Source organism: Clostridium sp. CAG:265 (assembly GCF_000436575.1).
Taxonomy (GTDB): Bacteria; Bacillota; Clostridia; order Clostridiales; family Clostridiaceae; genus Clostridium; species Clostridium lentum.
Genome location: NZ_FR886619.1, coordinates 124137 through 136684, shown reverse-complemented (window position 1 = coordinate 136684; position 12548 = coordinate 124137). Strand labels below are relative to the sequence as shown.

Annotated in this window: 13 protein-coding genes; 3 read left to right on the top strand and 10 right to left on the bottom strand. The window is 28.2% G+C overall.

Annotated elements, in window-relative coordinates:
* Nucleotides 1-53 precede the first annotated feature (53 nt).
* The 7 genes from mgsA to Q5O29_RS07755 form a co-directional block, all read right to left on the bottom strand.
* Nucleotides 54-425, bottom strand: coding sequence for a methylglyoxal synthase (gene mgsA, locus Q5O29_RS07785; RefSeq protein ID WP_022212397.1), 372 nt, complete (start codon nt 423-425; stop codon nt 54-56).
* A gap of 41 nt (nt 426-466) precedes the next feature.
* On the bottom strand, nt 467-1243 hold the full coding sequence (locus tag Q5O29_RS07780) for a lipopolysaccharide assembly protein LapB (RefSeq protein WP_022212396.1): 777 nt from the start codon (nt 1241-1243) through the stop codon (nt 467-469).
* 52 nt (nt 1244-1295) lie between these two features.
* A complete protein-coding gene (locus Q5O29_RS07775; RefSeq protein WP_022212395.1) occupies nt 1296-2168 on the bottom strand; it encodes a DMT family transporter in 873 nt (290 codons plus the stop codon).
* 308 nt (nt 2169-2476) lie between these two features.
* The gene (locus Q5O29_RS07770) at nt 2477-3457 is read right to left on the bottom strand and encodes a hypothetical protein (protein ID WP_022212393.1); all 981 of its coding nucleotides are present in this window, start codon (nt 3455-3457) and stop codon (nt 2477-2479) included.
* A gap of 20 nt (nt 3458-3477) precedes the next feature.
* Entirely contained in the window at nt 3478-4056 is a 579-nt protein-coding gene (locus Q5O29_RS07765; RefSeq protein WP_022212392.1) for a TetR/AcrR family transcriptional regulator, read from the bottom strand.
* 72 nt (nt 4057-4128) lie between these two features.
* The gene (locus tag Q5O29_RS07760; protein ID WP_022212391.1) at nt 4129-4866 is read right to left on the bottom strand and encodes a DeoR/GlpR family DNA-binding transcription regulator; all 738 of its coding nucleotides are present in this window, start codon (nt 4864-4866) and stop codon (nt 4129-4131) included.
* Nucleotides 4867-4882: 16 nt separating this feature from the next.
* Nucleotides 4883-8131 (bottom strand): DEAD/DEAH box helicase, encoded by a 3249-nt coding sequence (locus Q5O29_RS07755; protein ID WP_022212390.1) that lies wholly within the window; start codon nt 8129-8131, stop codon nt 4883-4885.
* Nucleotides 8132-8296: 165 nt separating this feature from the next.
* On the opposite strand from Q5O29_RS07755, the gene Q5O29_RS07750 reads away from it, so the two are divergent.
* Nucleotides 8297-8725 (top strand): M48 family metallopeptidase, encoded by a 429-nt coding sequence (locus Q5O29_RS07750; RefSeq protein ID WP_022212389.1) that lies wholly within the window; start codon nt 8297-8299, stop codon nt 8723-8725.
* 35 nt (nt 8726-8760) lie between these two features.
* On the opposite strand, the gene Q5O29_RS07745 is transcribed toward Q5O29_RS07750, so the two are convergent.
* Nucleotides 8761-9372 (bottom strand): DNA-3-methyladenine glycosylase, encoded by a 612-nt coding sequence (locus tag Q5O29_RS07745; protein WP_022212388.1) that lies wholly within the window; start codon nt 9370-9372, stop codon nt 8761-8763.
* Between the two features lie 150 nt (nt 9373-9522).
* Here Q5O29_RS07745 and Q5O29_RS07740 point away from each other — a divergent pair, with 150 nt between their 5' ends.
* Both Q5O29_RS07740 and Q5O29_RS07735 read left to right on the top strand, forming a co-directional pair.
* Nucleotides 9523-10299, top strand: a complete 777-nt coding sequence (locus Q5O29_RS07740; RefSeq protein WP_022212387.1) for a DnaJ domain-containing protein — start codon at nt 9523-9525, stop codon at nt 10297-10299.
* 20 nt (nt 10300-10319) lie between these two features.
* A complete protein-coding gene (locus tag Q5O29_RS07735; protein ID WP_022212386.1) occupies nt 10320-11228 on the top strand; it encodes a DUF5685 family protein in 909 nt (302 codons plus the stop codon).
* Nucleotides 11229-11266: 38 nt separating this feature from the next.
* On the opposite strand, the gene Q5O29_RS07730 is transcribed toward Q5O29_RS07735, so the two are convergent.
* Complete coding sequence (locus Q5O29_RS07730; RefSeq protein WP_022212385.1) at nt 11267-12058, bottom strand: hypothetical protein; 792 nt, start codon at nt 12056-12058, stop codon at nt 11267-11269.
* Between the two features lie 143 nt (nt 12059-12201).
* The gene (locus Q5O29_RS07725) at nt 12202-12474 is read right to left on the bottom strand and encodes a hypothetical protein (protein WP_022212384.1); all 273 of its coding nucleotides are present in this window, start codon (nt 12472-12474) and stop codon (nt 12202-12204) included.
* Between the last annotated feature and the right edge of the window lie 74 nt (nt 12475-12548).

The window sequence follows — 12548 nt, the reverse complement described above, 5'->3', positions numbered from 1 at the left end:
ATACGAATTCCCTTTTTTCAAATATTATTTTGATACAGCCCCATTAATATTTTTTATAATTTTATGTTAATTGCATCTAATAAAAGCTGAGCTGATTCCACATTAGTTGCTAGTGGTACCTTATATACATCACATAACCTTAAAAGTGCCATAATGTCAGGTTCATGTGGCTGTGATGTTAGAGGATCTCTTAAAAAGATTATCATGTCTACATTGTGATCTGCCACTAAAGCACCTATTTGTTGATCTCCTCCTAAAGGTCCACTCTTATATCTATAAATTTGTAAATTCGTATTTTCCATTACTCTAAGACCAGTTGTTCCTGTAGAAACCAATTCAACTTTCTTTAAAATACTTTCATTCTTTTTTGCAAATTGAATCATTTCTTCTTTTTTCTTATCATGTGCTATTAAAGCTATTCTCATTTTCTCATCCTCCATATTCCCTATTTACCTATATACTATCATTATTTGCTATTTAATTCATCTATTATTTTTTTTACATCTTTATATCTAGGATCATATTGATAAACTATATTGAAATATTCATAAGCATCTTCCTTATGTCCCATAATCTTAAAACATCTTGCTAAATTATAATAAACATCAACACTGCCTTCATCTAAATCTATCGCTCTTTCATAATTTTCTAAAGCTTTTTCATAATTCTTATTAACCATATGATATTCTGCTATACCAATATATACACTACCTATATTTGCATCTAATTTTATAGCATCTTCAAAATCTGTCATTGCCTCACTAGATTTATGTAAATATTTAAGCTTAATCCAACCTACATTTGCCTTTATATGTGCTGCATCTGAACTACTTAATGTATTTGAACTAAGCACTTTTTCTGCTCTTGCTATCCCTTCTTCATATCTTCCAAGTTTAATATCTATATCTGTAAGATATGCTACTACAAAAAAACTATTAGGATTACTATCTAATATTTCTATAAAGACTTTCTTACTTTCTTCATATCTTTCTAAATAAAATAAAGCTTCACCTTTTAAGCTTTTAGCATAATTAACATTAATAATATTCTTTTCTAGAGCCTCATTTATTTCTTCTATTGCTCCCTCATAATCCTCTAATGCCATTAAAGCATCAGCTACATAAACATGTATTTCTGGATTTTTACTATTTCCTAATTCTTCCATGGCATAAGCAAGAGCTGTTGCTGCATCTTCCTCTAATCTTTCTGCGTATCCCCATAAAAATTCTTCTCTTATTTTCATTTATAAATTCCTCCTAATTAATCGAAGTGATTAAACTTCATAACTATTTCTCCTATGCTCTTTCTTTATCTAATTTTCTATTATATAAATACATATATAATGACGCTCCAAAAATTACTACGTATCCTATTATACTCATATAATCTGGTAATACTCCAAAGATTACAAAGCTAATTATAGCTGAGAAAATTATATTGGAATAATCAAAAATTGAAATTTCTTTTGATGGTGCATATTTATATGCTAAAGTAATTCCAAATTGCCCTACAGTAGCAAATATTCCAGCAAATATCAAGTACATAAACTGCATAATTCCCATAGGTTTATATACAGCTATCATAAATGGTGCTATTACTATTAAAGAAAAGGTTGAAAAATAGAATACAATAGTATAATGCTTTTCCTTTCCTCCCAAAAATCTTAAACATGTGTAGGCTGCCGCTGCACATATTGCTCCTAATACTCCCACCATCGCTGGAACTACTGCCATATTAAATTCTGGCCTAATGATAAATAAAGCTCCTATAAAGGCAATTATTATGGAAATCAACTGTCTTGAATTTATTTTTTCCTTTAAGAATAATGCTGAAAAAATAATAACAAGAAATGGGCTTAACTTATTAAGCATATTTGCATCTGATAAGACAAGATTATCAATAGCATAAAAATTAAATATTATACCTAAAGTTCCAAAAGCTGATCTTGTTATTAATATCTTCTGGTTCTCTCTTTTACCAAAGAAACTCTGCTTATGTTTGATAATAAAAAACATTGCTACAAAACAAGAAACCAGATTTCTAAAAAATGTTTTCTGAAATGATGGTAAATCACCTGCTAATTTTACAAAGGCAGACATCATAGCAAATCCAAAGGCAGAAATTATAATTAAAATTATTCCTTTGCTTCTATTTCCTATCTTATCCATATTGTATATTCTCCTTATAAATTTTTTAATATAATTTAGAATAACATAATTAATTTATAAATTCTACTTAAAAGCTATCTATATGCCCTTATCACATTTCTTATCACTATAATATTTCCTTAATCCTTCAAAAGTTGCTTTTTTTCCTGAAGTTATACACTTTTCAACATACTCTTTCAATACATAAATACTCATTTAAATCACCTCTGAATTTATTTATATTCATATATATGTATCTATAATTATGTAAATGACAAAAAAAAGAAATCAGCAAAAATTAATTTTTACTGATTTCTTTATTTAAGATATTAAACCGATTCTAAAATTTTAATCTGCCTCTGTCTCAAACCTATTTTCTTATTAATTATCCATGAGAAAGCAACAAGTAATAAAAACGTAATTCTAAAGTTTGTTAATAAGGAGAATACTGAGAATATTAATGATAATTTATATACTGCCTTTGACTTATTTCTTATTATTATATACTTCATAACAAATGAAAGTGAATCTTTTATAATGAAGTAAAAGAATATTACTTCTACTGACATAATAACTACTCTTAAATAATCCATTGTTATTTCTATATTATAAGCTTTAATAAATTCTACTATGGCTACATATACTATAGAAAATCTATACGCTTGTTTACTACAACATAAAAATGCACCATATTTATTAAATTGATTTATTATGTTAAATTTTCTTTTAGTATTTTTATCTAATATCCTTAGTTTATTTCCTAAAAACATAGCTCCTAAATAGACCGCAATCACTGTTCCTACTGGTATGGTTGCAATACTTAAATAAATAACCAATGATGAATAATACTCTGGTAATATTATATTAGGATTATATGTACTTACTGCCATTATTACAGTTTGTAGAATTTCTTCTGAATCTTTAATGAGACTGTACCCTGTAAGTGTTGAAAAATATATATCCACAAATATTATTATAAAAGTGGCAAGTACTGATGACAATAATAAATCATCAAAAATACTGCTATCCTTACTAATAAATAATGTACATATAAATCCAATTATCATACCTTGTGCCATCCAAACTGCTGCTATAACATTACCTAATACAAAAAAAACAATTGTCAATGAAGTAATGCTCATAAATAATGCTTGCTTTCTGTCAAGCTTAAAAAATACAATACAAATATATATAGGTACTATTACGTCTAGAAATAAGGTATATGCAATACCCGTACTAATGGCTATTACACTTAACAAAATAAATATAGCTGAGAAAACAGCTGAATAAGTAATATTTTTTGTATTCATAAATATTATCTCTTTCTTAATTATACTCTTTTATCAATATTATCTATTGCAAAATTAACATATTCCATAAATCTATCTACTATATGGTTTTCTGAATATTGATCATCATATAAAATTTCATATAGAGCTGAAGAAAATAATATTCCTACAAAGCAACATCCCATAACCTCCAATGCTTCTTTATCTGCTTTTCCCTTAGTTATATCATTTATTCTATTGGAATTTATATTTACAAGTCTTCTAAGTTCTTGTCTCACTTCTTGATGCCTATTCTTATCTCCCCATATTTGACTCATTATTACTCTAAACAATTCTTTATTTTTATAAACATATCTTAACTGTACTTTAGCTGATATTTTTAACTTTTCAAGAGGATCACTAATTTCCTTTATGGCGTCAAGCACTTCACTCTTAATTACTTTCATTCCTTCATCTATGACAAATTTAAAAATTTCCTCTTTACCCTTAAAATTATAATATAATGTTCCTTTTGCTACTCCTGCTTCTGAAGCTATTTCATCCACTGTGGCACTATCATATCCCTCTATAGAAAACACCTTTATTGCTGCATTAAATATTGCCTTTTTTGTTTTATTCATTTCTTCCTCCCTTTTCTCCATACGCTTTCTTTAAATATCTTCATAAATAGCAGCGACAAACTATTGCTACTACTATACTTTTAATATTTCACTTGTATACTTTTCACAGTTTTCTTTATTAGTAATTATTATTACATCTTCCATTTTACAAAAAGTTATAAAGCTACTTTCATCAAATTTACTTTTATCTGCAAGTAAATATGCCTTGTTACATTTCTTTATTGCTTCTTTCTTTACCATGGCTTCATTAGCATCTGGAGTAGTACAACCATTTTCTACACTTACTCCATTAGCTCCAAAAAAGCCCTTAGTAAAATTATAGCTTTCAAGGTCATCTACAGCCTTTACACCTACAATAGCTTCTGTAACATCTTTTATTTCTCCACCTAAGATAAAAGTTTTTATATTCATATCAACTAATTTTTTAGCATGAGCAATTCCATTAGTAACTACGGTAATATCTTTATTCTTTAAATAATCAATCATATGTTCTGTGGTTGTTCCAGCATCTATATATATATAGTCTCCATCTTCAACCATTTTAGAAGCAAACTTTGCTATTTCACTTTTTTCACTTTTATTTATTTTCTGCCTAAAAATAACCTTATAATCATTCCTAAAGTAATCATCGCCAATAGCTATTGCTCCTCCATGGACCTTTTTTAACTTTCCTTCCTTATCAAGCATTTGAAGGTCTCTTCTAATAGTTGATTCAGAGGCACCAATTTCATCTATAAGTTCTGTCAAAGTTACCATAGAATTAATTTTCAACTTTTCTAAAATTATTTTCTTTCTCTCTTCAACTAGCATTTTTCTTCCTTCCTCTTTATAAGAACAATTCCTTTATTTCATCTTCACTTAATGTTCCAAGTAGACTTCCATCCTTATAATCTCCATTCATTATTTCTCCAATTACTTCTTTTTTATCCTCTTGTAACTTAAGTATCTTTTCTTCAATAGTCCCTTTTGCAATAAGTTTTATTACTTCAACATTACTTTTTTGCCCAAATCTATGAGCTCTATCTGTTGCTTGATCTTCTATAGCTGGATTCCACCATGGATCAAAATGAATTACCATATCTGCGGATGTTAAATTAAGTCCTGTACCTCCAGCTTTTAAAGATATTAGAAAAACACTTACATCATTCCTACTATTAAAATCATTAACAAGCTTTATTCTTTCTTGTGCTTTTGTTGATCCATCTAGATAATAATAATTTATCTTATTTTCATTTAATGTCTTTTTTATACTATCCAATACCGATGTAAATTGCGAGAATAAAAGTATCTTTCTTTCTGCATTAATGGCTTCACTAACAATTGAAACTGCTGTATCTATTTTACTACTTCCGCCATTATACCCTTCAACTATAACAGATGGATCTAAACATAACTGCCTTAGCTTTGTTAAATATGAAAATATAGTTATCTTATCCTTAGTAATATCCTTATCATTCATCTTTTCCTTTATATCGGCAATATAAGATGAATAAACCTTCTTCTGCTCTTCATTCATTTCCACATAATACTTCTTTTCTATCTTATCTGGTAATTCCAACATAACATTTTTCTTAAGTCTTCTTAAAACAAAAGGTTGTATCATTTTCTTAAGCGCTACAGTACCTTCTCTAGTTCCAACAAATCTTTCCTGGAACCGATTTTTATTATAAAGGTACCCTGGCATTACAAAGTCAAAAATTGACCATAATTCTAAGAGATTATTTTCTATTGGTGTACCTGTAAGTGCAAATTTAACTTTAGCTTTTATTTCTTTTACAATTTCACTGCTTATAGATTGAGAATTTTTTATATGTTGTGCTTCATCTATTATACAATAATCAAACTCCTTGCCATCATACCATTCATAATCATTCTTAAGTGTTCCATATGTTGTGAGTATAACATCATAGGAAGATATATTTTCCATAATTTCAACTCTCTCTTCTTTATTTCCATGCAATACAGCAACATTCATTGATGGTGCAAAATTTTCAAACTCACTTTTCCAATTATAAATTAATGATGTTGGTGTCACTATAAGTGATTTTTTATGGTTATCCTGTTCTGAAAGCAAGAATGTTATGGTTTGAATTGTTTTTCCAAGTCCCATTTCATCTGCTAAAATCCCACCAAATTCATAATGACTTAAATTCTTAAACCAATTATATCCAGTTATTTGATAATCTCTAAGCTTAGCATTCAATTCTGTTGGAATATTATAATTAACTTCCTCAATAGTCTTAAGCTTATTAGAAATATGTGATACAATTTCCTTGCCATCTATATAGGACATATTTCCACTTTCTATTGCTTCATTTATAAATGCTGCTCTATTTCTATGAACTCTAATTCTATTATCATCTATTCTATTATCTAAAGCTAATATTTCAGCCAAGGTAAAAAAATCTTTCACCTTTTCATCAGTAAAGTTGACAAATGAATCATTCTTCAATTTATAAAACTTTCTTTTTTCTTTAAAAGCTCTCAAAATATCTGCAAACTCTGATTTATCAATTTCCTCCACTTCAAAGGTAAACTCTAGGAAATTGCTATTACCATCTCTCTTTATAGATCCTTTCATAGATGTAGCTCCATAAATCTTCCTATCTTTAAACCTATCAGAATAAAATACCTCTGCACATTCTTTCACATCTTTTAAATCACTTAAAAAAAATTCATATAAATTCTCATCATTACCATTAAAGATAAATTTTCCTTTATCTCTATAAAATTTATGTCCATTTAAAACATTTTCAATATGTTGTTCTTTATTTAAATTTCTTATTATATATTGTTCATTATTTGGCCCATTAGCAAGATTGAAAGACTCTTCACCATAATTCATCTTTACATCAGCCCAAGTGCTTTTCTTATCTCTATCAAAAAATATCTCTATCTTTAAATCTTCTTTTACTATATTTTTCTTTAGGTTATCATCAAGATTAACCTCTTTTGTAATTATATCTAAAGCAGGAATTATCTTAGTAAATACATCTTTCTTCTTTTCACCTTTAAATGATAATTTTTCATTATCCTTTAATGCTGAGTAAAATAATTTATATTTTTGAGCCTGCTTTTTTGATGGTAGATATACTACATCATCGTAAATATACACATCTCCTTTATATGTAAGCGGCTTTGGAAGGTTATTTGCTATGGTTAAATTAATACTGTTATCGCTTTCTTCCAAATTAAACATTAGTGGCATATCTTCTTTCTTTATCTGTATCTTTTTTTCTTCATCTTTCTCCATAAATATTATTTTCTTATGAGATAAGCATTCTAAAAATCTTCTTAATGTCTGTGATGGTATTACTAACATCTTATTTTTAGAAATTAGTCCACTGCTCGTTCTTCCATAAGAAGGACCACTGCCTAATGCTTCATTTAACCCTGCATATTCTTCAATAAAATCAATAATTCTTTCATCTTCCTCTGAAAAGTAATGTCTTTTTGGATCATAAATGAAATTCTTACCATAAATTAATTTTTCCTCATTTATTTTTGCTTTCACAAACTCAGGAATATTTTTCATTACATAAAGATGATTACTACCTATTTTAAAATCTGCTTCAAAAAAAGGTTCGCCTCTAAAATAGCTTTTCTTTTCTAAAGAAACCTCTATATTTAACATTTCTTTTTCATTATCATCTTCATCTAACTGTTCTAACAGTTTTTTGCTATAATCCATATCTATTTTCCTAGGATTTAAGCCTTGATCTCTACTATCTTCTTTAAGCCTTTCTTCTAGGATATCTATAAATCTATAAAATGTGGCAGCTACGTGCTTACATATATAATTTTCATTAAAATCAGCATTATTTCTATAATCAAGGCATTCACATTCTGTATATATTAACTTTAAATTCTTTATGTCTATAGAAATATTAATACTATACATTTCTCTACTTTCACTAGACATAACCTTACCATAAATATCTAAAGAGTCATACTGTGGGTCTACCATAGATTTAACTTGATGTACTAACCCTTCATTTACAGATCTTCGTCCCCTTGGGAGCCTATTTTTTATATCATGACTTGTCATTAAACTATTTAACTCTCTAATATTCACTGCTCCACCTCACGCTTTTAATAAATTAACTATTATATTATATACCATGTTTTTCTTTTATTAAACATTATTATTTATTAAGTAAGTTGTTAACTTATTTTCTCTTGTATATAATTAAATATAACTACATAAAATTGTAATATACCTTAAGGAGATGATTTATTCATGGAAACTAGTAAAAGTTATGATGAAAATATATTTAATGAAATACTTAGTCTTATAAATAAAAATAAAGCATCTTTAGCAGAAGAAAAACTTAATTCCATTGCTGAAAAAAATGCTATGTGGAATTACCTTTATGGGCTTATACTATTTAATAAATCATGGTATGATAGTGCCCTATCCTACTTTAATAATGCTATATCATTAGATCCATCCAATGTATTTATTAAGGAATCCTATGTTAATCTTATGGCAAGGCATAGACATTATTCTGATGATTACTATAGTAGTGGCTACAGAAGACGAAATCGTGGTTGCTCTTGTTGTTGCTGTGATGACTGTTGTTGCAATTATGAAATAAGCTGTTGTGATCTTATATGCTTAGACCAATGTTGTGAATGTATGGGTGGAGATTTTATTAACTGTATATAAAAAAGTACTGCCAAATAATCCTGGCAGTACTTTTCTTATTTTTTAGATACATATACGTTATTTTTTATATAAAATCTCCATGGAAAATTGATAGCTTCTTCAGCATAATCTATTCCAACTCTTGTGGTTTCAACTATGTCTATTTCTTCCTTATTTCCTTCTTCAATATATAAAGTACTTTCTTCGTATAACCTATGATAATTTTCCTTCTTTGTAATATTAAGTGCCATGCATAATTTAGCAGGTCCATTGGTAAGACTCTTTTTTTGTGTTTTACTTAATTTATCATACTTCTTCTTTAATCTTATTTCTGCTAAATACTCAAAATTATCCAAAGGTTCCACTGCTCTTATAAGTACTCCTGATGCTATATCTTCTTTGTCACTTATGACATTAAAGCAATGATATAATCCATAAATAAAATAGACGTATGATATACCTCCGCTATGAAAAAGTGGCTCTGTACGTTCTGTCCTTCTACCATTGTAAGCATGTGAAGCCTTATCAATATCTCCAATATAACTTTCTGTTTCTACAATTTTACACTTTATAACTTTACCATCTACTTTTCTCACTAAGACTTTTCCTAATAATTTTTTAGCTACAGTTATGGCATCTTCTTCATAAAACTCTTTTGGTAATATCATCTTTTCCTCCTAAATGTATCTTTCTTATTAGTATTTTAACTTACTATTCAAAATATTATAACTTATTATTGGCTATTATAACTAAGCACTCATTTACCATATTTAGAATATACTATACTGAATTATCAAATCTTTAAGGAGATTTATTTAATGAATCCATATAAAATTTTAGGCATTCCGCCTACAGCATCAAAGGATGAAATAGAAAATGCTTATGAAAGAATCGTAGATACTTATCAAATTGATAATGCTGATTCTGATGATTATTATTTGATGGAAGATAAAATTTCTGAAGCTAATGAAGCATATAACACACTTATCAATGACTTAAAGTATAAAGAGATTAGAAGTCTCATTGAAAATGAACAATTTATTTCTGCTGAAACAGAATTAAATTTAATTTCTGATAAGAATAATGCTGAATGGAATTATTTAAAGGGTTTTGTCATGTTAAAGAAAGGTTGGGTACAATCTGGAGTAAATCATTTAAAGACTGCTGCTGAATTAAACCCAACAAATCCTGAATATAAAGAAACCATGGCTATTTTATCAAGAAAGATCAACACCATAAAGCAAAATTATGCTAGAGCTGCTGCCGCTGCCAATATTAAAGCTAATCAAAATAATATGAACATGTGTGGTGGAAATAATGGCGGTGGTAACGGCATGTGCGGAGATATGGGTAATTTAGGAAATATGATGGGTGGAGGGAATCCTTTAGCAAATATGATGGGCGGCAATGCTAATCCAATGGGTAATAATCCAGCTGGTGGTGCAGTTCCAAATGGAGGAATGGCTCAAAATCCTACTGGTGGTAATGCAATGAATGGCAATCCTTTACAAAACATGCTACTTCAAAGCCTATTCTCAGGAGGAAATAATGGTGCTATGAACATGTGCGGCAACAGTGGTGGAAAAATGTGTTAAGTAAGGTGGCTAGTAAATAAATGTTTGGTTATATTACACCACTATACAATGAGTTAAAGCTTGGAGATTACTATTATTTTAAAAGCTATTACTGTGGTCTTTGTAATACCATAAAAGAAAACTTTGGCAATCTTCCTCGATTAACCTTAAATTATGATTTAACCTTCATTGGTTTCCTTTTAGATGGGCTAAGCAATGAACCTATCAATACTAAATCAATTCATTGTCTTAAACATTTAACAACTAAAACTGTAATCTGTCAACCTACAAATGCATTAAATTATATTTCTGCCGTTAATATAATCATTTCCACCTTAAAGCTTAAAGATGATATAGTAGATGATGGAAGTATTAAAGGTAGACTATTTTATACACTTTTTATTCCAGCTGATAAGAAGGCCAAAAATCATTTAAAATCACTTTTTTCCATTATTGATGAAAATATGACCATCTTATCTGAGTATGAAAAAAATCTTAATTTTACATCATTAGATGAGGTATGTCATCCCTTCAGCGTAATAATTGCCTCCATCCTAAGTCTATATCCATATAGTTTTCCAGATGACAATGCTAAAATACGAGAAACTCTCTATAATCTTGGCTACTCAATTGGAAAATGGATTTATCTAATGGATGCCTTAGATGATTGGCATGATGATTTAGATAATGATAAATTTAATCCACTAAATACCATATATAATGGAAATAGCATTCCTTTTGAAGATATTATAAATTTAGTAATTGAAGATATTGACTTTATCATTTTTAGCTGCTTAAATAACTGTAGCGAATATATTAAGGCTCTTCCTTTTAAAAAACATTATCCAATTATTGAAAATGTTATTGACCTTGGAATGCCTAAATCGTATTATGCTGTAATATTTAAGCTTAAAGAATTATTAAATTTAAAAGAAGCTAGTGTCACATAAAGTTAGACACTAGCTTCTTTTAAATTTAATATGTTTTTTTATTTTTCATAAATAACAATATCTCTTATACTATCTTCTTTTATAACATCATCTTCTATATCATATACATTAGTGATAGTAACCTTCTTAACTTCTCCCTTTAACTCATCAGCCCTTGCCATAAAGTAAGTTTTTACTTTCTTATCAAGTTTAACTTCTTCTAACATAGGTGTTTTGTATTGTCCCTCCGTTGTTTCTACTACAACTTCACATAAATTTCCTTCCTTACCAAAGCTATATGCTTCTGAACTATTATTTGATATATCAGCCCTTAAAATATATCCATCTACTAGCTTTATGATTTTTGATAAGTATATATTAAGTTTTCCTGAAACTATTTCTGGAGCTTCAACATTAATACACTCTATTACTCCATCTGGTGAAACAGCCCATCCATCGTCTTCTTTTATCATGGCATAAGTATATGTGTATGGAACTTCTTTTCCATCTTCCATAATTGCCATATTTACCACTGCTTTTTCTATGTTTTCATCTATAGCTTCAATACTTTCAGTTTCAGACTTAGTAATTTGAGCATTTTTTCTATTGGCTTCTAACATCTTTACTACTGTGCCACTACTATAGCCTACCGAATCTAAATATACATCAGAATATAATGAAACCATGTTTTCTATGTCATTTGCTTTATTATATTCATTAAATAAGTTTATTACCTCTTCGGCACTTTCAGCTCTAACTGGTGTCACATCTTTTGTAGTACATCCTGTGAAAAGGGTAGCAATGATTCCTGTTGATACTAATCCCACAACTAATCTTTTGGTAAATTTCATATTATTCTCCTTTACGTATATATTTTCCTTTATTAAGCATAACATAAATAACTTTATTTTTCAGCATTGACTTAAAAAAAAGATAATGTTTACAAATTATTTATTTTATGATTGAAGCCTTCATTCTCTGAAGGCTTCAACTTCTATATAGATCTTATATAAAATCCCTTATTATATATATCCTTATCATACTTTATCTCAATACCATTACATATTTTTTCATATTCCTTATGTACTACAAAAGTTATTCCATCTACTGATTCTTCAATATCATTTTCACCTTTGAAATCTACATATATTTCATATGCTGGCTTTCCACACCCAATGAAAGGCTTAACTCTTATATAATTCTCATTACTATTTTTTATCATTTCCTCTAATGCATTTTTAGCTTTTTTATCAAAAATTATCTTCAAAAAAACATCTCCTTTGTCTATAATATATATTTATTATATACTATAGACAATATTTTAGCATTAGGAACTTTTCA

Excerpts from the sequence above, each read along its gene's own strand:
- mgsA (WP_022212397.1), bottom strand. The coding sequence starts at position 425 with ATGAGAATAGCTTTAATAGCACATGATAAGAAAAAAGAAGAAATGATT.
- Q5O29_RS07745 (WP_022212388.1), bottom strand. The coding sequence starts at position 9,372 with ATGATATTACCAAAAGAGTTTTATGAAGAAGATGCCATAACTGTAGCT.
- Q5O29_RS07740 (WP_022212387.1), top strand. The coding sequence starts at position 9,523 with ATGAATCCATATAAAATTTTAGGCATTCCGCCTACAGCATCAAAGGAT.
- Q5O29_RS07760 (WP_022212391.1), bottom strand. The coding sequence starts at position 4,866 with ATGCTAGTTGAAGAGAGAAAGAAAATAATTTTAGAAAAGTTGAAAATT.
- Q5O29_RS07770 (WP_022212393.1), bottom strand. The coding sequence starts at position 3,457 with ATGAATACAAAAAATATTACTTATTCAGCTGTTTTCTCAGCTATATTT.
- Q5O29_RS07730 (WP_022212385.1), bottom strand. The coding sequence starts at position 12,058 with ATGAAATTTACCAAAAGATTAGTTGTGGGATTAGTATCAACAGGAATC.
- Q5O29_RS07780 (WP_022212396.1), bottom strand. The coding sequence starts at position 1,243 with ATGAAAATAAGAGAAGAATTTTTATGGGGATACGCAGAAAGATTAGAG.
- Q5O29_RS07765 (WP_022212392.1), bottom strand. The coding sequence starts at position 4,056 with ATGAATAAAACAAAAAAGGCAATATTTAATGCAGCAATAAAGGTGTTT.
- Q5O29_RS07775 (WP_022212395.1), bottom strand. The coding sequence starts at position 2,168 with ATGGATAAGATAGGAAATAGAAGCAAAGGAATAATTTTAATTATAATT.
- Q5O29_RS07750 (WP_022212389.1), top strand. The coding sequence starts at position 8,297 with ATGGAAACTAGTAAAAGTTATGATGAAAATATATTTAATGAAATACTT.
- Q5O29_RS07735 (WP_022212386.1), top strand. The coding sequence starts at position 10,320 with ATGTTTGGTTATATTACACCACTATACAATGAGTTAAAGCTTGGAGAT.